A 21390-nucleotide genomic window follows, 5' to 3' on the forward strand; every position below is an offset into this window, starting at 1 on the left:
CTAGTTGGTTTTCTTTACTTTTTTGCGTTTAGATTTTTTTATACGTACTACTTCGACTACGCTCAGCGCAAGTTTCGCGAACCTGCCTGCCGCCAGGCAGGAGCAGACTCAGGAATAGTAAAATTACGACTCGACTATAAGCTTTGACAATGCGTTGATAAATCAAATAGATAAATCTTATGAGTAATTCACGTATAATAGCTGTAATTTTGGGAGAATCTATTTGAAAAAAATCAAAATATATATATTATGGATACTAAACATACCAATGTCTGGGATATCAATGACCCAGAAGCTGTCGCCAAATGTCCTTTTTTAGGAAACCCTGATCAGATCGTTGCAGGTCTTGGAACGACCAACAGAGATTGGTGGCCTAATGAGTTGAAGTTGAATATCATGCGCCAAAATGGGGTAGATAATGACCCAATTGGAAAGGATTTTAACTATGCAGAAGCTTTCAAAAGTATTGACTATCCAACGTTAAAGCAAGAGGTTATTGACTTGATGACCGACTCTCAAGACTGGTGGCCGGCAGATTATGGACACTACGGACCGTTTATGATTCGTATGGCATGGCATAGTGCAGGTACTTACAGAATAGGAGATGGTCGTGGTGGATCTAGTTCAGGATCTCAGCGTTTTGCGCCTTTAAATAGTTGGCCAGATAACGGAAACTTAGATAAGGCACGTTTATTATTGTGGCCTATCAAAAAGAAATATGGTAAGAGCTTATCGTGGGCAGATTTATTTATCCTTGCAGGAAATGCAGCGTTAGAGTCTATGGGATTCAAAACCTTTGGATTTGCGGGAGGACGTGAGGATATTTGGGAGCCAGAGCAAGACATTAACTGGGGATATGAGAATGAATGGTTAGGAGAGCAAGATCGTCACGAAGGCGATAGAGAGCTGAAAGGCTTTTTAGGAGCGACACACATGGGACTTATTTATGTAAATCCAGAAGGACCTAGTGGAAAACCAGATCCGCTTGGAAGTGCCTATGATATCAGAGAGACTTTTGGACGTATGGCAATGAATGATGAAGAGACTGTAGCATTGGTTGCAGGAGGTCATACCTTTGGAAAGGCACACGGAGCTGCAGATCCAGACAAGTATGTAGGAGCAGAGCCTCATGGTGCTAGCATAGAAGAAATGAGTACGGGGTGGAAAAACAGTTTTGGTACTGGAGTATTGGATGATACCATCACTTCAGGATTGGAAGGGGCGTGGACACCACATCCAACACGTTGGGATACCGAATACTTTGATGTACTTTTAAACCTTGATTGGGAGTTGACTAAAAGTCCAGCAGGAGCCTACCAATGGACACCATCTAATCCAGATGCACCACAAGCGCCTGCAGCAGGAGGAAAAGGGACACAAGCGTTAATGATGTCTACTGCAGATATGGCGCTTAAAATGGATCCAGCATATCGCAAGATTTCTGAAAAGTTCCACAAAGACCATAAAGCATTTGAAGATGCTTTTGCCAGAGCTTGGTACAAGTTAACGCACCGTGATATGGGACCTATTTCTCGTTATTTAGGACCAGAAGTACCTACAGAAGAGCTATTGTGGCAGGATCCGATTCCAGCAGCAAATGGATACACACTTTCTGATAGTCAAGTAAACACACTAAAAGAAGCTATAGATGCAACAGACCTTTCTGCTACAGAAATGGTATCAGTCGCTTGGGCTTCTGCATCAACCTTTAGAAACTCTGATAAGCGTGGAGGCGCCAATGGTGGACGTATCCGTTTAGCTCCTCAAAATAATTGGGAAGTAAATAATCCAACACAGCTTAGAAAAGTATTAAATGCCTTAAAAGAGGTACAAAATAATGCAGATTTTGCCGTTTCTATGGCAGATTTAATTGTATTGGCTGGTTCTGTGGGAGTAGAACGTGCTGCCAAAAATGCCGGTCACGATATTACGGTGCCTTTTACACCAGGACGTACCGATGCAACGCCAGAGCAAACTGATATTGATTCTTTTGGATACCTAGAGCCAAGAGCTGATGGGTTTAGAAACTACATCAAAAAAGGAATGAAAACCGCTCCAGAAGAATTATTAATTGACAAAGCACAATTACTAGGACTTTCTATTCCAGAAATGACTGCATTGGTTGGAGGGCTTCGTGTATTAGGAGCTAATTACAACGGATCTAAAGTTGGTGTGTTTACAGATAGAGTAGGTGCGCTTACTAATGATTTCTTTGAGAACTTATTAGACTTTACCTACACATGGAAAGCGCTATCATCTGATGATTCGCTTTTCTCAGGAACAGATCGTCGTACAGGTGAAATGAAATTTACAGGATCTCGTGTCGACCTTATTTTTGGTTCTAACACAGAGTTAAGAGCAGTTGCCGAAGTATATGGAGCTAATGATGGCGAGCCCTTATTTGTTCGTGACTTCGTAAGAGCTTTTGTAAAAGTGATGAATGCAGATCGTTTTGATGTAGCATAAGTTTTATGTCAATGTATGTAACAAACACCCTAGCTTTTTTGGTTAGGGTGTTTTTTTATGCGCTTTCGCGAAAGCGTACATAGAATCTGTCAAAGCAGGGTATTTTACATACTAATTAGTAGTATTTTGCCAAGACGGCTATTTTATACTAATATAGACGCACTTTTAAAATAAAATAAATAGTAATTACCATTATTTACGCTAAAATCTGTAACAACCTAAATTGATCGTACACTAATGGTACAACTTAAAAATTCCCTTTATGATTCTTAGTTTAAAAAACGTTTCAAAAACATACAGTAACGGAGTAAAAGCACTAGATGATGTCACTATTGATATCAAAGCAGGAATGTTTGGGCTTCTGGGGCCTAATGGCGCAGGAAAGTCTTCCTTAATGCGTACCATTGCCACATTACAAGCACCAGATACTGGAGAAATACATTTTAACGATTTAGACATTCTCAATAATAAAATCGAGTTCAGAAAGCAATTGGGATATCTGCCACAAGAATTTGGAGTCTATCCAAAAATGAGTGCTAGTGACTTGCTACATTATTTTGCGAGTTTAAAAGGAATTACAAACAAAAGTGAACGAAATTTAATTGTTGATAAAGCCCTAGAAGTAACCAACCTCAGTGATGTTCGTGCCAAACATGTAGCTGGATATTCTGGTGGGATGAAGCAGCGTTTTGGGATCGCACAATTACTTCTTAATAATCCTAAATTGATTATTGTAGATGAGCCAACAGCGGGTCTTGATCCAGCAGAGCGCCATCGATTTTTAAATGTATTGAGAGAGATTGGAACCAATCATATTGTTATTTTCTCTACCCATATTGTAGATGATGTAAAAGAACTATGTACAGACATGGCCATTCTTAATGGCGGAACGCTACTTGCTCAGAGTACTCCTAAAGAACTTGTGCATACATTAAAAGGGAAAATCTGGAAGATCAGTACAAACCGTGAAGCGATGGAGCGCTTACAATTGGAGCACAATGTGATTTCTTCAAGTTTTAATGACGCAAACGATCTTGATGTACGTGTGTATAGCGATGTGTCTCCTGGAGCAGGATTTCAAAGTGTAGAGGCGACACTAGAAGATGTGTACTTCACCACGCTTAATCAAAATAATCACGCTGAGATTCTTTAATCCCTATGTTTAGCACCATCTATTTACACGAAATAAAAACATGGTTTAAGAAACCTATGTTTTACATATTTACCGTTATTATGTTTCTACTTGGACTCCTCATCATGGCTCTAGGGCTAGGCGTTTTTAGTAGCGATAATGTTACGGTGACCAGTAATGTATACCTTAATAGCCCACTGGCGATTACAGGGATCTTATCACAGCTAGCCATACTCACGTATTTGCTGATTCCTTCCATTACTGGAGGGACGATATACCGAGATTTTAAAAACAATATGCACAACGTATTGTATTCCTATCCTTTGACCAAGTTCAAGTACTTACTCGCAAAATTTGCCGCAGGAGTTACCATCAACCTTGGGATTATTATCGCCATTATATTAGGACTTCTTGTTGGCTCTATTTTACCAGGGGTGAATGAATCATTGTTGGGACCATTTAAACTGTGGAATTATATTCAGCCGTTTGCTTTTATTATATTTCCTAATGTTCTTTTTTACAGTGCCATTGTATTTGCTATTGTCGTTTTTAGCCGTAACCTAAACATAGGTTTTATGGCAGTGCTTACGATGATTATTATACAGTTGATTGCGACAAGTGCTTCCGATAATGCAGATGATAAATTCTATTATGCTGTATTTGACCCTATGGCAAATGTAGCCCTAGCAGATGCAACAGAGTTCTGGACACCAGTAGAACAAAATGAAAGAACTATTCCCATGTCGGGCACGTTGTTATACAACCGCCTTCTTTGGGGAGGGATTTCATTTCTCATCTTATTTGGAATCATAGGGCGTTTTAATTTTTCGCAAAATGCGACCTCGCTTAACCCATTCAAAAAGAAAACTGTAAAAGCTGTTAAAAATAATTTTAGTAAGATAGAGCATGTGGTCATTCCAGAAGTGGCAACCGATTTTTCCTTTTCTGGAAAGTTAAAAACCCTATGGCATCTTATTAAAAACGACACCCGTTATATCATCACTGGATGGCCTTTTATCATAATAACTTTCTTGGCTATTGTTTTGACGTTTGTGATGATGAGTTTTTCACAGCTCATATTTAATACAGCTATTTTGCCTAAAACATGGGCCATGCTTGCACAGCCTTCTACCTACATGGTCTTGTTTTCCTTTTTATTAATCCACCTATATGCAGGTTTTTTAATGGATCGGGCGCGTATGGCGCATCTCAATCAAATCGTAGATGTGACACCTACCAAAAGCTGGATATTTTTAGTTTCAAAAGGAGGGGCACTTTTTATCATGACGGCTTTTTTACAGTTGGTGTTGATTCTTTGTGGACTCGCTTTTCAAACTGTGAAAGGCTTTTACGATTATCAAATAGATATTTACCTGTTTCAAGCGTTTTTCATCAATGTGTTGCGCTATATTCCATGGATTCTGCTTGCATTGTTGGTGCATACACTCATCAAAAATAAATGGATTGGGCTTGTTGTTTTATTAATTATAGCGATTGCGGTTCCTTTGGTGCAGAGTGCCATAGGGGTAGAGCAGGCAATTTATGATTTCAATTCAGGCGGGACACCAAGCCCTTCCGATTTTGATGGATATGGGACAAGTTTGCCAAGGTTTTATACCTTCAGAGCCTATTGGATTTCTTTTGGTCTCATTCTCTTGATGCTCGCAATTCTATTTTATAGACGGGGAGCAGGTATGAGTGTGAAGCAGCGTTTTGCTTTCGCGAAAGCGAGACTCAACACCCCCATCATCGCCATTGCAGCGGTTAGTCTTATCGTGTTTTTAGGAATAGGAAGCTACTCTTGGTACATCAATAACGTAGAAAATGAAATGCTCTCTGGAAAAGAACGCGAAGAACTACAGGTAAATACCGAACGCGAGTTAGGGAAATTTGCAGGAATACCACAACCACGACTTGTCGCTGTCAATACCTTTATGGATATGTACACAAAAGAACGAAATTTTAAGGCGGGTGCAACTTTTGTGATGGTGAATAGAGATAGTGTCGCTATCGATACATTGCATGTCAATCTTACGGAATACCCCATAGAAATCACGTTAGATCGAGAGGCAAAAATAGTGTACGACAATGAGGACTACGATTATAGAATGTATCAATTTGAAAAACCAATGCTTCCCGGTGATACGCTGGTTTTCAAGTTTACCACAGAAAATAAACCGAACAGATTTCTAGATAATAAATCTCCGATTTCAACCAATGGTACGTTTGTAAACTCCTTTGAGATGTTCCCTTCTGTTGGGTATAATGACATTTTTGAAATTAAAAACGTACAAGTACGCGAAAAGTATAATTTGCCCCCTAAAGACCGATTGCCAGATCCAGATGCACCTGGCGCTAGAGATCGTAATTATGTGGGTGGATACAGTGATTGGATTGATTTTGAAGCGACCTTAAGTACATCTCCTGATCAGATTGCGATTGCACCTGGCTACCTCATTAAAGAATGGGAAGAAGACGGCCGAAGGTATTTCCATTACAAGATGGATTCTAAGATGTTGAATTTTTACTCCTTCTTAAGTGGGGAATATGCGGTTGTACGAGAAAATTATAAAGGAATTAATCTGGAGATTTACCATCACCCTGACCATACCTATAACTTGGATCGTATGATGAAAGGCATGAAAGAAGGGCTGGATTATTACAACGCCAATTATACCCCTTATCAACATAGACAAGTGCGTATAATTGAATTTCCAAAGCAAAAAGGAGGTTTTGCACAGGCATTTGCAAATACCATCCCTTTTAGCGAAGGTGTCGGGTTTATAGCCGATGTAGATGACGAAGACCAAGATGCTGTTGATTATCCGCTGGCCATTACAGCCCACGAATTGGCACACCAATGGTGGGCACATCAAGTGATAGGTGCACAAGCCAAAGGCGCCACCCTTCTTTCTGAAAGTATGTCTGAGTACAGCTCTTTAAAAGTCCTTGAAAAAGTATATGGAAAAAATCAAATGCGTAGATTCTTGAAAGAAGCTATGAATGGATATTTAACTGGGAGAACAGCAGAAAGCATCAAAGAACAACCGTTGATGTATAATGAAAATCAGCTGTACATCCATTATCAAAAAGGCTCTCTTGTGTTATATGCGATTAGTGATTATATAGGAGAAGAAAATTTTAACGCTGTCGCGAAAGATTTTGCAGAGAAATATCAATTTAAAGGAAGTCCGTATCCTGTGGCAACAGAATTTGTAGCTGATATCAAGAAAGCGACGCCAGACTCTTTACAATACCTGATTACGGATATGTTTGAGAACATCACTTTATACGATAATAGCGTGAAAGATGCGATGTATACGGAATTACCAGATGGAACGTATGCTGTAAATATAAAAGCACTAGTGAGTAAGTATAGATCCTATGAAAAAGGAAAAAAAGACTACAAATCTCCACAAGGCGATAGTTTAACGTTCACTCCAGAAGGCAAAGAAGATGCGATTGTCTCTATGCCACTTGCCGATTATATAGAGGTAGGTGTCTTTGGAGAAAAGGATGAGACGACAGGTAACGAAAATGTCTTGTATCTCAAAAAACTCAAAGTAACCGACATCAATAACAGTTTTGACATCATTGTAGATGAAAAACCGGTAGAAGCAGGAGTCGATCCCTTTAATAAACTTATTGATCGCCGTAGTAGTGACAACAGAAAAAAGGTGACAGAGAATGCTGGTCCTTCTGAGTAAGTGATATAAAAGATTATTTTAGAAATAGAAACACCCTACCTATTTTTGGTTAGGGTGTTTTTTTGTGCGCTTTCGCGAAAGCTTTCTCAGGAGTTATAACAGTTATTAATTGAATTTACTGGAAAAGAAAAGGATGATTTTTTTCTTTATATGAGAAAGAAAACTAAAGCATAGCCTAAGCTACGGTTTCTTTTTTCTTGTGAAATAGAAAGGGAAAAAGGGTGTTTTATTACAGTAAATTCAATTGGTAAATGGTATTATACATGCACACGACCATACTTCGTTCAGTATCGCAGCATTCATTTTCTGTTTTTTCAGGAATATAGTTCAATTCTATATTCGCTGGCCAGATCCGATATATCGTTAATTATATCTTTATATTTTTCTTCTTCTCCCATCTGAGATATTCTGCTAAGAGCACTGTAAAACATTTTTTCTAAGGCTATAATTGCTGATTAGCCAAAATGCACAACAGATTTATATACATATTTCAATCAACAGATATGGGTCTCCACACCCCTCCAAAAATCTCATCTTCGGTACCAAATGAAAGCGTCGCGTTTATGTTTTTGGGAGGCCCAGAAAGAGCTTCGATTTTAAATCCAGCCACAGGTGTCCAGTGTGTGAAATCAGGATAAACAGTTAATGGTTGCTTTTTATTTGAAGTAGTAAGTTGCCCTAATTTATAAATGACAGAATAGAACGGCCCTACATCTGTAGTATCTTCAGAGGCCGCAGCCCATATACCCCCTTCAGCATCCATATGAAGGTCTGTAATATCTCGCTTATTCTTTTCATCAGTCCAGTTGCCAGGTGCATTGACGGTGATGCCTTTTATTCCTGCATCACTAAAGGTTAATTTGTGTGTCGATAGATTGTAGATTCCCCATTTGATATTGCCTCTAGGATTGATCTCCGAGCCTCCGCGTTCTGCTAACATCAATATTCTTTCAGACTCGCTATACAGTAGACACATCATAGATTCGTATTGATCCCCCACTAATTCAAGCGTATTGATATCCTTATACGGTAGTTGAGTCGTTCCTAAAACTTGAGCAGATAGTGTGGTTGTGTTCACTCGGATATGAAAGATTCTCCCTAGTTTTCCTTCCCAATTCCCAGATTCTGCCATCAAATATTCATTGGTGGTTCCTGGGATTTTACAAATACTTTCCAGATCATTTGATCTTCCACCTTCATTCCATCCAGAAATACGGATAGGAGACACTTGGATGGTTTCATCTGTAATCTGTACCATAGCGAGTCGCGTTCCTTCCTTGTGTTTTTTTATATCATACACCACTAGATAAGACTGGTCATCAATTTGTTCCATGCCGCTTAAACCGCCACTTAATTTGAGCGGTTGAATTTCTTGGTTGGGAGTGGCTACTATGGATCGCGATGTTTTACACGAACTGATTTGAAAAAGAAGGATACATAGCAAGGGTAGGAATAGGAATCGTTTTAAGCGCATGGTATGGAGGTTTGGTTGGTTTATTCAAAAACCTAAGGTACTGAATATTTCGTGTTTTGGTTTTGTGTACCATTACTGACAACAATAAAAAACCAAACATTTATAAAGTCTACCTCTTGGAACGCGATACAATCGTATACCAAGTGGGGGTTATTGGCAAACGTTATATACCTAAATTCCAGCCTAACATTAATTTTATGGCATTTGTTTTTATTGTTCCGTTTACTTGATTTGGAACTCCACCAGTATCGATAATTCCTAAATCGTTTCTTAATTCAATTACTAAATCATTCTTTTCGTTAAGGGATAAATTAGTTCCAATTCCGGCAGATAATCCAAAATCAATTTTTTTCTGCTGTGTGACTAATCTGCTATCATCATTCGGATAATCTTCGTCGATTTTGTTACTTAGGAGATAATTTAAAAAGGGACCTCCATTTACGAAAAATTTTGAATTTCCAAATTCATATTTTAAGAGGATGGGAATATTAATGTATTCAAAAACCTCATTATAATTTTGAGTTCCAATTTCTTGAGCCTGGTTGTCAAAAAAAGTTAATTCAAACTCTCTGATTTTTGTTTCAAAATTGACATTTGCCTTTATAGATAGATTTTCTTTTAAATAGTAATCTAAAGATACACCAAATAAATATCCAACTTTAAAATTATTGAATTTTGCGAATTCATTTCCTCTTATATCGGGATAATTAAGTCCAACATTAATTCCAATTTTGAAATCGTTTTGAGCATCTAAATTTATTGAGAAAAATAACCCAATTACTACTACTAATAATTTAGTCTTATTCATACGTGTTTTTTGTTTTGAGTGAGTTCTAATGTTGTACAATGTTTACTACATGTGTCATTACAGAGCAAAATGTTACCTTACTTTTGGATTTTTTTCACATTATTTACTACAATTTTCTTTTTGTAAGCTCTAGCTACCGCACGATGGTATCGTGTGGTTGATGTCACAGTACCTTTTAAATAGAATGCTCGTTTTTTTTGTTAGTAGGAAACTTTGTAAAGGTGTGCAGGCTTTTGAGTGCGCGATGTAATTGCGAACCAGCTAGGGGCATTATTTTTCTATTAATTTAATTCTCGTATTTTGTATAATTATTTGTCCGTTTTTACTCTCATTTTCATGTTTTATTTCAACAGTCAAATTGTCTAATCCCATTTGTTTTAAAGTCGATTTAGCCATTTCACGCAAAATGTTCCACTAATTTTCATATTTAGCCATTTCAAACCAAAAGTCTTCATCTTTTTCAGAAGTCCATTTGTTAGTCAGATTGTCAATATTATCTAAAGAATTTTTTATTTCTTCATTGATGAGTTCTTTCTCAAAAAATCTTGATTTATTTAAAGTATAATAACTGTAGAAATCTTCTAACATTTCGTCGGCTGTTGCCCCAAGCCCATAAAAATCATTTTGTTTCTCTAGAGACATTGACATTGAAATCAGATTTTTGATTAATTCATTAAATTGCCACAGTAAATTATCAGTTTTATAAAGCTCTTCGTGAATCAATCTTTTTTCCGCATTTCGCTCTCCTTTCCAAAATTGCTTTTTCATATACTTTCGTAAATGTTTAGCCCATTCAGAAGAGGTAGTTAATTGTCCTTTTTTCTTAATAGCCATTTTGACCCTCGTGAATTTTTTAGTGCACCACAACAGTTTTATGTATGGTTCGTTGCGGGAAATCAGCTATGATTTTCCGCCGTAACCGAAAGATAGCAAATTGCAATGAACTCCGATTAGGAATTTAGCCGTAATAAGCTATACACGGTGTGTACCCAGCACCTAGCTCCGCACGATGGTCTGCTCTGGTTGATGTCACACTACCTTTTAAATAGTAATATTTATTATCTTTTGTGAGTAGGAAACAATGTAAAGGTACGCTAGTTGATGGAGCGCGATATAATTTCGCAGCAGTTGGGACTAAGGTAAAAATAAGTTAACATCAGATTAGTACTCAACTTTGCTCTAATTTCATATATAATGTTACCTACTGGATTTAATTTTCATTTAGGTATTCGTATTTCATTATCTCCTCCAAATCATCATCAATGCTTTCGTCAAATTTAAAATTATAGAGCATCCATTTATCTTTGGATTTGTAATATTTAAAAATAAATCTTAGAGGTTGTCTTTCGTATTTAATCAGATAAACTGAAACTTTTAGACTTTCGCCGAGTGGCTTGTCTGTTAATCTTTCAAATCCAATATACTTGCCCATTAAATTTTTATACTCTCGGATTTTGAACTTTACATTTTCTATTCCGTCCTTGTTCTCTACCATCCATTTATTGGTTCCAAAGATATAATCAAATGCTGCATCAGTATCTTGTTCATATTTTTTAAAGAATTCAGCAGTTATACCGTCAGTTGTATTTTGTCCGTAGGTAATTGTCGTCAATAATGTCAGACTAAATACTAAAATTATTTTTCTCATTATTTTGTTTTTTTGGTTGTACGTAACGTTTCGTATAAGAAACGTAAGGCAGTTGATAAGCAATACGTTTCGGTTTGGTATTAAGCCAAATATAATATTTTGCTTTTATCTTTTTTCCTACAATCGTCAAATTTTATATTTGATGATTTCTTAAATAAACATAGGTTTTTATTGAAATCGAACATATATTTCATTTATCCACACTAGCTACCGCACGATGGTATCGTGTGGTTGATGTCATAGTGCCTTTTATTTAGTAATGACTATGTAAAGGTATGTTAGCTTTTGGAACACTATAGAATCGTGAAGTAGCGGGGTTAATACGACTCTCTAGCATATATTATAACAGTTTCATTTGAGTCAATAATTTTCGAACTTTTATAAAACTCGGATAATTCGTCAAAAGTCATACTTTTAGAACCTATTTTTCCAGTATTAAAGAGTTCTTCGAAATGAATAGACGATAAAGAGACATTTCTAATATTTTTGTATTCTAAGAATTCACCTCCTTTTGGGCCAGTAGTTTTTACTTTATCAATTTGACAAATTGGCAAATGCTCTCCTGTAGAAATTAACTTTTGATCTGCATTTTGAAGAGCATCCGTAGGTCTTAAAAAACTAGTGCAGAATGGAAACCTATAAAATTCTTTTGAATCATTACATTCGCATAACCCTCTAGAACAAGTAAAAGATTTTAATCTATCAAGCTGTTTTTTAAGTCTTTCATCGGACAAATATAATTTTCTTTTTTCCCAAATTTTATATTGGATAAAAACTAAGCTTACCCGATCATTTTCTCTATCATGATATTCATAAATTAAATCTGCTCCAGTTATATGTTCAGGTTTGTCAGGGTGTAATACTCTGATTTTTATATTTTTATCACCTGGTAGTTGAAAAGTTTTCGAACCTTTCCCCATGCTTAATTCGAGCAGTTTTCTATCTACATTATACGCATCTCGAAATATTAGTTGGTTTTCAGAATGTTTAGAAGGTTCCAGCTCTTCCTTAGCTATGTAGAGAGAATTTAATCTTTTAACTAGTTGTTCATTTCCTTTCTTTCCCTCAAGTTCAATAAGAGATTCAAAATCTGTAATGTCTTGTTTTACCAATTCAATAGCAGTAGACTCACTTCCCTCTCTTATAGTTAAAAGTTTAGCTTTTTGTTTATATTCTTTAGTGATTCCACTTTGTCTTTCTCTTCGTATAAGGCTGACTTCTTCGCCTAAAAGTTCAGGGTATATTTCTCCTCCCAAGTCCAAAGCCTCATCATAGGTTGATTTCCCTATATCACCGTGAGTTGCAATTTTTAATAATTCTCTTAAAGCATTTACCGAAACCCATTCACTATTCAGTCGATTTAATTCATATTCCATATTTCATTCTTGGGGTTTAAATTGCGCTAAAACAACAATATAACAACAATTGCTATTGTATCCATCTATATTCAACCACAAATCTAATGGATCACATATAGCGCCCTAGCTACCGCACGATGGTATCGTGTGGTTGATGTCAAACTACCTTTTAATAGAACCCTCGTTATCTTTTGTTAGCAGGAAACCAGCTTTTGGAACGTAATACAATCGTGCACTAGTGTGGGTATTTTTCGCGTAGTTGCTCAAAATTTGCGTTGGATAAAATCCTAATTTTGTACCCTTTATCTCGATTAAAGGTATGAACTTTTTGAATTTTCGACCAGCCAAAATCCGAGCCAATGATCACAAAATCTACTTTACTTGTTACTCCGGATTTTATTATTCCGCCATTTTCTACAATAAAATCTTTAGCTACGTTTCTGTCTGTCGTTATGTCGCCTGTAAATACGAAACCTTTTCCCTGAATTTCAATTTTCCCAACTTCTTCCTTTGTTAAGGAATAGGTTTGAATTATATCAAGGTTTTCATTCTTTATTTCTACGGTTTCTTGTTTACGCTGTATTTTTTGTTTCTGTTCTTTATGATTTAAATTGCCTATTAATTCTTTGTAGTTTGGATATTGCTCTGTTAATTCTCCAAAAATCATTGCACAAGCTTTAGCATCTTTTTCTGGGTCGTGATTATTCTCAAATTCAACGTCGAAGTTTTTCGTTAATTCCTCAAGTCTTTTTGGAATCCCCAATTTTTCTGCAATTCGCATTGTGTCTAAATATTCAATATCATAATCAGTTATTGAGTAATGCTCAAATAAGTTTTTTAGTACGCTTAAATCCATACTTGCGTTGTGGAAAATCACTAAACTATCATTAAAGTAATTTGATAACTCAAATTCCCAAAGTTCATCAAAGGTCATTGCATAATCAACGTCATCTATTGTTATTCCGTGAATTTCTATATTTCTTGACTCGAAATTTTCGCCATTTGGTGGTTTTATGTGAAAACTTGTTTGATATGCAATTCGATCATTTTTAACAAATACCAATCCTAAAGAACAAGCACTAACTCTATTTTTATTAGCAGTCTCAAAATCAATTGCTATAAAGTCAAATTTATTTTCAAAATATTCCGGAAAAGTATGTGGGTTTTTAAACTCACCAGTTTTTATTTTTTTAAGAATTGCTTTCTCGTATTGAGGTTTAAATTCTATTCCACTTAATTTGGCTTGTTGATACCACTTTTCTAAATGAGGTGCAAATTCAAATTGGACAAAATTGTAGAAAAGGAATTCATTTTCCGTTTGAGGATTTATTCCGCTGATTGTAATTTCAATCGGATTTTCTATTTTTTCTTTTTTCTTGAATAAATTGAACATTGGGTTTTATCTTAATTTTGATGAGTAGCCTAATATGCCATATAGCAACAATATAATAACAATTGCTATTATACTCCATACAGGTTCAATCACAAATCTAACTTATTTTTTAATTCAAATATTTGATAAACAATTAAATACGTAATTCCAGTTTTAACCTATTTATTAAATGTAAATTACTTTATCTAATATAATTTTTCTTACGGTTTTCCGTAACAGAGGAGAAGTTTCTAATCATCCCACAAAAAAAAGCCAAACACCTACTACATGTTTGACTTTTTAATATCCTAGCGGTTGGCTAAGAATCATTAGGGGATGTCGTTTAGTTTGTCATATAATCGTACTCTGCCCCACGAAAATGTTTTGAAAATTACGGTTGGGATCTGTTGGATTTAAAATATAATCAGCGATAAAATCGCCTACTTTAGAGGTGCCAAACGCACTTTCAGGATTGATATCTTCAGTAGTAAAATTCAACTCTAGTGATTTCTCAACGGCTTTTTCGACCAGCTCGGCTTCTTTGTGTAAATTCAAATGACGCAATAACATGGCAGCACTTAAAATACTCGCCAGCGGGTTAGCAATGTCTTTGCCGGTCGCTTGCGGGAAACTCCCGTGAATGGGTTCAAACAACGCATTGTCAGTGCCTACAGATGCAGAGGCTAGCAAACCAATTGATCCGCCGATGACACTGGCTTCGTCAGAGATGATATCTCCAAATAAATTTTCGGTTAAAATCACATCAAACTGCTTCGGATTCAAGATCATTTGCATGGCGGCATTGTCCACAAACAGAAAATCAAGCGCCACCTCTGGATAGTCTTTGGCAATTTCAGTCACCGTTTTACGCCACAAACGTGAGGTTTCTAGCACATTTGCCTTATCGACCAAGGTGAGTTTTTTATTTCGCGAAAGCGCTTCCTTAAATGCCAAATGCGCAATTCGGCTAATCTCTGCTACCGAATAGCTACATCCATCCGAGGCCACTTGGCCATCCTCACTTAAATGCTTTTCACCAAAATAAATCCCACCTGTGAGTTCGCGATAAATCGAAATATCCGTCCCTTCAATCCGCTCCCTTTTTAAGGGGGATCGATCAATCAGTTGCTCATACGCCTTGACAGGACGCACGTTGCAAAACAACCCAAGCGATTTACGCAAGCGCAACAACCCTTGTTCTGGACGTACTTTGGCATTCGGGTCATTATCATATTTAGGATCTCCAATAGCGCCAAAAAGAATCGCATCTGAGGCTTCACAAACAGCAATCGTTTCTTCCGGCAACGGATTACCAGTCGCGTCTATCGCGCAGGCACCCATTTGTGCATAGGTATATGTAAAATGATGATCAAAGGTATCTGCAATAGCATCAAGCGCTTTCTTGGCTTGGGCTGTCACTTCGGGTCCTATCCCGTCTCCAGGTATGATGGCAATGTTGTATTTCATATTTCACTCCCTGCTGAAGCAGGGGTCTCTTGGTTTATATGTTTAAAAGGTTATGAGTTTACATGTTTGTATCTCTCATAAACTAGTTTTCATTCCCGCGAAGGCGGGAATCTCATTCTTAGTAACTCAATCATTCTCAAAATAGAGTGTTACTCTATTTTAGAGTACTGCTCTATTTTTATGTTTTGTTCTTCTCTAGTCGGGGCTTCGGTACATTTTTCGCTTTCGCGAAAAACACTCAGCCGCCTTTGTTTTGTTTTCTTTTCATTCCCGTGCAGACGGGAATCTCTTGGATTATATGTTTAAAAGTTTAAACGTTTATATTTCACAAACTAATTTTCGTATTTCGTTCCTCGTCCCTCGTACTTCCAACTTCGTACTTTAAAAAACCACTCTTTCCTTTTCAAACGCTTCAATAGCTTCTTTTTTACTGACTAAAAAGTCAATATCATCATACCCATTGATCATGCATACTTTTTTGTACGGGTCTATGTCAAATTCCGCTTTCGTACTTCGACCTTGCTCAGCATCAACTCCGACATATTCAACCACCTGATTTTCTAAATCAATCGTGATTTTTGTTTCTGGGTTGGCTTGAACAGCTTCTAATAACTGCTTCAAAAACTCAGGCGTTACCTGAATTGGCAGTAATCCGTTATTGAGTGCATTGCCTTTAAAGATATCTGCAAAGAAGCTTGAAATCACCACTTTGATCCCATAGCCAGCAATCGCCCATGCGGCGTGCTCACGACTGGAACCACATCCAAAATTATCACCTGCAACTAAAATTTGTGCAGTTGCATACTGCGGTGCATTAAGCGGAAAATCTGAAATTAAATTTCCTTCCTTGTCATAGCGCCAATCTCTAAAGACGTTATCGCCAAATCCTTTTTTATCGGTAGCTTTTAAAAAGCGCGCCGGAATAATCTGATCGGTATCTACATTTTCTATAGGTAACGGAATGGCTGTCGTGGTCAATTTTGTAAACTTTTCCATTACGCAAATACGGTTTTTGTGATGTCTACTATTTTTCCTTCAATGGCGGTTGCTGCGGCGACTAGCGGACTGGCGAGTATAGTACGCGCGCCTTGTCCTTGGCGTCCTTCAAAATTCCTGTTGGACGTCGAGACGCAATATTCGCCCGAGGGGATTTTGTCATCATTCATCGCCAAACAGGCGGAGCATCCGGGTTCTCTTAAGGTAAATCCTGCGTTTTCAAAGATCGCCACAAGCCCTTCTTCTTCCAGTTGTTTGACCACTTGTTGTGAGCCAGGCACGAGCCAGGCATTTACATTGGGTGCTTTTTGTTTTCCTTTTACATAGCTGGCAGCCACTCTAAAATCTTCGATTCGGGAGTTGGTGCAACTTCCAATGAATACATAGTTAATGGGCGTGTCTAGCAATTGAGATCCGCCTTTAAAATTCATGTATTCTAAAGCTTTTTCAAAGGTCATATCACCTGTTTCTGGGATATGCTCATTGATTTTGATACCCATGCCCGGATTGGTTCCGTAGGTGAGCATCGGAGCGATGTCTGCTGCGTCAAAGTGGTATTCTTTGTCAAAGGTAGCATCGGCATCGGTAGGCAATGTTTTCCAGTAGGAGACCGCTTTCCCGAAAGCGTCCCCTTGCGGCGCAAATTTCTTCCCTTTGATATAGTCAAACGTGGTTTGGTCTGGCGCGATCATACCACCGCGTGCGCCCATCTCAATACTCATATTACAGACGGTCATACGGCCTTCCATGGACATTTCTTCAAAGACATTGCCGGCATACTCACAGAAATACCCGGTCCCTGAGTTGGTACCGATTTGCGAAATGATATACAAAATTACATCCTTTGGTAATACACCAGGGGCTAGCGTACCGTTGACATTCACACGAAGGCTTTTAGGCTTGGTGAGTAAGAGGCTTTGGCTGGCAAATACTTGTGCCACTTGGCTCGTTCCTATCCCAAAAGCAATACTTCCAAAGGCACCATGGGTACTGGTATGGCTATCGCCGCATACCATGGTCATACCAGGTTGTGTAATGCCTAATTCGGGCGCCATGACGTGGACAATGCCATTGTACTGGTGGCCTAAACCGTATAAGGTAATTCCGTGCTTTTGGCAATTTTTAGAAAGTTGCTCTAATTGATTTCGCGAAAGCGGGTCTTTCACCGGTAAATGTTGATTCAAAGTCGGTGTATTATGATCTGCTGTGGCAACGGTTTGATCAGGACGTGCAATGGGGATACCTCTTGCTTCCAGCTCATTAAACGCCTGCGGACTGGTAACTTCGTGAATTAAATGCTTGTCTATATACAAAATCTGTGGACCATCGGGGATCGTATCGACCACATGTGCGTCCCAGACTTTATCAAATAAGGTTTTTCCCATGCTTGTGCCCGCGTAGGCGGGTTTTTATTTTCATTTCATTCCCGAGAACCTGCCTGCGGTAGGCAGGGGGGGGGGAATCTTTTGGTTATCACTAACTACTATAAAAGCAGTAAATTTTAATGCTATTTGTTAGATTATGAGTGTGTTGTGTTGAAACTACTGTATTTTAATTAGTAAAATACGAGTCGGTCATTTCGATACTATTTTAGTATTCCGCTGTCGCTTCACACTAAAATCACTCAATGTCCTTTGTTTTTTATTTTCATTCCCGTGAACCTGCCTGCCGTAGGAAGGGACGGGAATCTCATTTTTACTTATGCAACCATAATTATTAAGTCATATCAATAAAAGGAGAGATCACATAGATAGCGGAACGTTATACCTACTGTTATGTGATTTCTCGTCACTCGTTCCTCGTTCTGTCGAAATGACGTTATATTCTTAAAAATAGAGTAACACTCTATTTTAGAGTACTACTCTATTTTTATATTTTGTTCTTTTCTAGTCGGGGCTTCGGTACATTTTTCGCTTTCGCGAAAAACACTCAGCCGCCTTTGTTTTTGTTTTCATTCCCGTGAATGCGAGAATCTGTTTATTACTTCCTTTTTACATTCTCAAAATCCCAACGACTACCAGCTAACGACTAATAACTATTAGCTACTAGCCAACAGCTACGTTACGCCAACACTCCCACTTGAATATTTGACGTTTCCATAATGTTGTGAATGTCTTCATCCTTCACTTCTTTCTGACGGTCGGCAATAGAGAGGAACTCAGTGTACGCCACATCAAGCTGATCTTTGGTGAGTTCGTATCCAATTTTTTTAGAGCGGTAGGCGAGGGCAGCACGCCCGCTACGAGCGGTTAGGATAATGGCACTTTCGGTCACGCCTACATCGGCAGGATCCATAATTTCATAGGTTTCTCTGTTTTTGATCATCCCATCTTGATGAATTCCTGAACTGTGGGCAAAGGCATTAGCGCCTACAATCGCTTTGTTGGGTTGTACCGGCATTCCCATTTTTTCACTCACCATACGGCTGGTGTCAAATAAAAGTTGGGTGTTAATACTTGTATCTAAATTAAGATATGGATGCTGTTTTAAGACCATGACCACTTCTTCGAGTGAGGTGTTTCCAGCACGCTCTCCAATTCCATTGATGGTACATTCTATTTGTCTTGCTCCGTTTTGTACCCCTGCAATGGAGTTGGCCGTTGCCAGACCTAAATCGTTATGACAGTGGCACGAGAGGATGACATTTTCAATGCCCTTTACGTTTTCGCGCAGGTATTTCATTTTTGCTCCGTATTCATCTGGTAAACAATATCCAGTAGTATCAGGAATATTAAGTACGGTGGCGCCTGCTTTGATGACAGCTTCTAAGACTCTGGCTAGGTATTCATTGTCCGTACGGCCTGCGTCCTCTGCATAAAATTCGACATCTTCGACAAAGCTTTTCGCGTAAGCGGTGGCTTGAATAGCACGCTCAATGATTTTTTCTGGGGTACTATTGAATTTATATTTTATGTGGGATTCGCTAGTTCCAATTCCGGTATGGATACGCGGATATTTTGCAAATTTAAGCGCTTGTGCAGCTACTTCAATATCTTTCTCGACAGCTCTTGTCAATCCGCAAACAGTGGCATTTTTAACCAATTTTGAAATTTCTTCGACCGAGTTAAAATCACCAGGACTGGAAATAGGAAACCCTGCTTCAATGACATTTACGCCCAGAAGATCTAGACGTTCAGCGATGACTAATTTTTCTTTGGTCGCTAGTTTACAGCCAGGGACTTGCTCTCCGTCTCGAAGCGTTGTATCAAATATTTGAATTTTATCTCTTGACATGATTCCTTTTTAAATACGAATATATATATTGGAGACAGCTAAGCGATATCCAAAATGTGATTCTTTACGATGTTAAATGGCTTCTTGAAATTTATAAGTATTTGTTTTATAGTTTTTTATGAGGAAAATCATTACAACGCCAATTGAAGAAAGTGATGCTCTTTTTGTGTTAGTAAAGTCGTTGTCTAAAAGTGAGAAACGACAATTTAAGCTGTATGTAGGACGATTAGAACGAAATACAGATGCAAAATTTATGGCGCTTTTTGATGTGTTGGATAAAATGAAGGAATATGATGAGCAGGTCATCATAAAAAAAGGAGTCGTTACCAAACAACAAATCTCTAACCTCAAAGCGCATTTATACCGACAAATTCTCGTGAGTCTTCGGTTGACACCTTTACATAGAAACATCAGGGTGCAAATACGGGAACAATTGGATTTTGCGACCATATTATATCAAAAAGGATTGTATAAGCAAAGTCTTAAAGTACTCGATAAGGCAAAAATAATGGCGATAGAAAATGAAGAAAAGAACGTCGCTTATGAGATTGTAGAACTTGAAAAAGTGATAGAAACACAGTACATCACCCGAAGTATCTCTAGCCGCGCCGATGAGCTAGCCGTCCAAGCAAAAGAACTGAGTGAGCAAAATGTGATGGCAAGTAAATTGTCCAACTTATCCCTACAACTGTATAGCATTATGCTGAAAACAGGGTATGTGAAGAGTGACGAAGAAAAACAACGCATCACAGATTATTTTGAAGCACATTTACCCGTGTATGAGTATGATAATCTTGGTTTTAGGGAGAAGTTGTGGCTCTACAAAGCACATCTCTGGTATAGTTTTTTAATTCAAGATTTTTTATCCTGCTATAAATACGCAGATCGGTACGTGCGTTTGTTTGAAGATCACCCTGTGATGATCAAGCAAAACCCCGTTTTTTATCTCAAAGGAATCCATTATTTACTGGAATCCCTTTTTTATTTAAAGCATGAATCTAAGTTTAAAGAAGCGCTTGATAAACTGCAAGGTCTGAAGAAGAATCCTAATTTTCCTGTGGGTGATAATCTTGATACGCTTCTCTTTTTGTACACGTACAGCAATATCTTTAACTATCGATTTATGATTGGGCAATTTGAAGATGGAGATGCTTTAGTAACGGAAGTGTTAAAAGAGTTGAAATCTCCCAAGTATCGTATTGATGAACATCATGTGATGATTTTTTACTATAAAATCGCGAGTCTGTATTTTGGAGCAGGAGACAATATGAAATGCATCGAATATTGCCAAAAAATCATCAATACCAATTCCTTAAAAACCCGTGAAGATTTGATGTGTTTTGCCAGAATATTAAATCTGGTCGCTCACTATGAAGCGGGGCAAGATTACCATTTAGAATCGTTATTGAGAAGTACCTATAAGTTTTTAATCAAAATGGATGATTTGCATGAGGTACAAAAGGAAATGATCAAATTTGTCCGTAGGCTAGGGGATATTTATCCTCACGAACTCAAAAACGAATTTAAAAAATTACATGCGACCTTAAAGCAATATGAAAACGATCCGTATGAGCGAAGAGCGTTTTTATACCTTGATCTCCTCTCATGGCTAGAAAGTAAAATTGAAAACAGACCTGTTGCCGAGGTGATTAAAGAAAAAGCAAAAGGGTTGATAAGGTAGGAGGTTTTTGATCGCAGATTGTTGATTGTTGATTTTGATTGTTGATT

General features: G+C 37.7%; 14 protein-coding genes. 4 read left to right on the plus strand and 10 right to left on the minus strand.

The window, feature by feature from the left end; all coding sequences use genetic code 11:
- The first annotated feature begins 249 nt into the window (after positions 1-249).
- The 3 genes from katG to ACFO3O_RS10005 all read left to right on the plus strand — a co-directional run bounded on the left by katG (position 250) and on the right by ACFO3O_RS10005 (position 7305).
- Positions 250-2466: a catalase/peroxidase HPI gene (gene katG, locus ACFO3O_RS09995; protein ID WP_379978464.1), complete on the plus strand. Its 2217-nt coding sequence runs from the start codon at positions 250-252 to the stop codon at positions 2464-2466.
- 262 nt (positions 2467-2728) lie between these two features.
- A complete protein-coding gene (locus ACFO3O_RS10000; RefSeq protein WP_379978465.1) occupies positions 2729-3619 on the plus strand; it encodes an ABC transporter ATP-binding protein in 891 nt (296 codons plus the stop codon).
- Between the two features lie 56 nt (positions 3620-3675).
- Complete coding sequence (locus ACFO3O_RS10005; RefSeq protein ID WP_379978466.1) at positions 3676-7305, plus strand: M1 family aminopeptidase; 3630 nt, start codon at positions 3676-3678, stop codon at positions 7303-7305.
- 490 nt (positions 7306-7795) lie between these two features.
- On the opposite strand, the gene ACFO3O_RS10010 is transcribed toward ACFO3O_RS10005, so the two are convergent.
- The 10 genes from ACFO3O_RS10010 to ACFO3O_RS10055 all read right to left on the minus strand — a co-directional run bounded on the left by ACFO3O_RS10010 (position 7796) and on the right by ACFO3O_RS10055 (position 19662).
- The gene (locus ACFO3O_RS10010; protein ID WP_379978467.1) at positions 7796-8779 is read right to left on the minus strand and encodes a hypothetical protein; all 984 of its coding nucleotides are present in this window, start codon (positions 8777-8779) and stop codon (positions 7796-7798) included.
- Between the two features lie 163 nt (positions 8780-8942).
- Complete coding sequence (locus ACFO3O_RS10015; RefSeq protein WP_379978468.1) at positions 8943-9587, minus strand: porin family protein; 645 nt, start codon at positions 9585-9587, stop codon at positions 8943-8945.
- A gap of 414 nt (positions 9588-10001) precedes the next feature.
- Positions 10002-10421, minus strand: coding sequence for a hypothetical protein (locus tag ACFO3O_RS10020; RefSeq protein WP_379978469.1), 420 nt, complete (start codon positions 10419-10421; stop codon positions 10002-10004).
- Between the two features lie 376 nt (positions 10422-10797).
- A complete protein-coding gene (locus ACFO3O_RS10025) occupies positions 10798-11235 on the minus strand; it encodes a hypothetical protein (protein WP_379978470.1) in 438 nt (145 codons plus the stop codon).
- Positions 11236-11552: 317 nt separating this feature from the next.
- Positions 11553-12611, minus strand: coding sequence for a hypothetical protein (locus ACFO3O_RS10030; RefSeq protein WP_379978471.1), 1059 nt, complete (start codon positions 12609-12611; stop codon positions 11553-11555).
- Between the two features lie 217 nt (positions 12612-12828).
- On the minus strand, positions 12829-13986 hold the full coding sequence (locus ACFO3O_RS10035; protein ID WP_379978472.1) for an exonuclease domain-containing protein: 1158 nt from the start codon (positions 13984-13986) through the stop codon (positions 12829-12831).
- Between the two features lie 330 nt (positions 13987-14316).
- Positions 14317-15432 carry a 3-isopropylmalate dehydrogenase gene (gene leuB / locus ACFO3O_RS10040; protein WP_379978473.1) on the minus strand — a complete coding sequence of 372 codons (1116 nt, stop codon included), beginning with the start codon at positions 15430-15432 and terminating at the stop codon, positions 14317-14319.
- Between the two features lie 381 nt (positions 15433-15813).
- Entirely contained in the window at positions 15814-16428 is a 615-nt protein-coding gene (gene leuD, locus ACFO3O_RS10045) for a 3-isopropylmalate dehydratase small subunit (RefSeq protein WP_379978474.1), read from the minus strand.
- A complete protein-coding gene (gene leuC, locus ACFO3O_RS10050) occupies positions 16428-17813 on the minus strand; it encodes a 3-isopropylmalate dehydratase large subunit (protein WP_379978475.1) in 1386 nt (461 codons plus the stop codon). Before leuC ends, leuD begins: the two co-directional genes overlap by 1 nt.
- A gap of 676 nt (positions 17814-18489) precedes the next feature.
- Entirely contained in the window at positions 18490-19662 is a 1173-nt protein-coding gene (locus tag ACFO3O_RS10055; protein ID WP_379978476.1) for a 2-isopropylmalate synthase, read from the minus strand.
- A gap of 118 nt (positions 19663-19780) precedes the next feature.
- Between ACFO3O_RS10055 and ACFO3O_RS10060 the strand changes: the two genes are divergently transcribed.
- On the plus strand, positions 19781-21343 hold the full coding sequence (locus tag ACFO3O_RS10060; protein WP_379978477.1) for a hypothetical protein: 1563 nt from the start codon (positions 19781-19783) through the stop codon (positions 21341-21343).
- Positions 21344-21390: the final 47 nt, after the last annotated feature.

Source organism: Dokdonia ponticola, from assembly GCF_042653865.1.
In the GTDB taxonomy this organism is placed as follows: Bacteria; Bacteroidota; Bacteroidia; order Flavobacteriales; family Flavobacteriaceae; genus Dokdonia; species Dokdonia ponticola.

What these genes read in the sequence shown, in the direction of transcription:
- leuB (WP_379978473.1), bottom strand. Translation starts at nt 15,432, where the DNA reads ATGAAATACAACATTGCCATCATACCTGGAGACGGGATAGGACCCGAA.
- ACFO3O_RS10005 (WP_379978466.1), top strand. Translation starts at nt 3,676, where the DNA reads ATGTTTTACATATTTACCGTTATTATGTTTCTACTTGGACTCCTCATC.
- leuC (WP_379978475.1), bottom strand. Translation starts at nt 17,813, where the DNA reads ATGGGAAAAACCTTATTTGATAAAGTCTGGGACGCACATGTGGTCGAT.
- leuD (WP_379978474.1), bottom strand. Translation starts at nt 16,428, where the DNA reads ATGGAAAAGTTTACAAAATTGACCACGACAGCCATTCCGTTACCTATA.
- ACFO3O_RS10000 (WP_379978465.1), top strand. Translation starts at nt 2,729, where the DNA reads ATGATTCTTAGTTTAAAAAACGTTTCAAAAACATACAGTAACGGAGTA.
- ACFO3O_RS10055 (WP_379978476.1), bottom strand. Translation starts at nt 19,662, where the DNA reads ATGTCAAGAGATAAAATTCAAATATTTGATACAACGCTTCGAGACGGA.
- ACFO3O_RS10020 (WP_379978469.1), bottom strand. Translation starts at nt 10,421, where the DNA reads ATGGCTATTAAGAAAAAAGGACAATTAACTACCTCTTCTGAATGGGCT.
- ACFO3O_RS10010 (WP_379978467.1), bottom strand. Translation starts at nt 8,779, where the DNA reads ATGCGCTTAAAACGATTCCTATTCCTACCCTTGCTATGTATCCTTCTT.
- ACFO3O_RS10025 (WP_379978470.1), bottom strand. Translation starts at nt 11,235, where the DNA reads ATGAGAAAAATAATTTTAGTATTTAGTCTGACATTATTGACGACAATT.
- ACFO3O_RS10030 (WP_379978471.1), bottom strand. Translation starts at nt 12,611, where the DNA reads ATGGAATATGAATTAAATCGACTGAATAGTGAATGGGTTTCGGTAAAT.
- ACFO3O_RS10060 (WP_379978477.1), top strand. Translation starts at nt 19,781, where the DNA reads ATGAGGAAAATCATTACAACGCCAATTGAAGAAAGTGATGCTCTTTTT.
- ACFO3O_RS10035 (WP_379978472.1), bottom strand. Translation starts at nt 13,986, where the DNA reads ATGTTCAATTTATTCAAGAAAAAAGAAAAAATAGAAAATCCGATTGAA.
- ACFO3O_RS10015 (WP_379978468.1), bottom strand. Translation starts at nt 9,587, where the DNA reads ATGAATAAGACTAAATTATTAGTAGTAGTAATTGGGTTATTTTTCTCA.
- katG (WP_379978464.1), top strand. Translation starts at nt 250, where the DNA reads ATGGATACTAAACATACCAATGTCTGGGATATCAATGACCCAGAAGCT.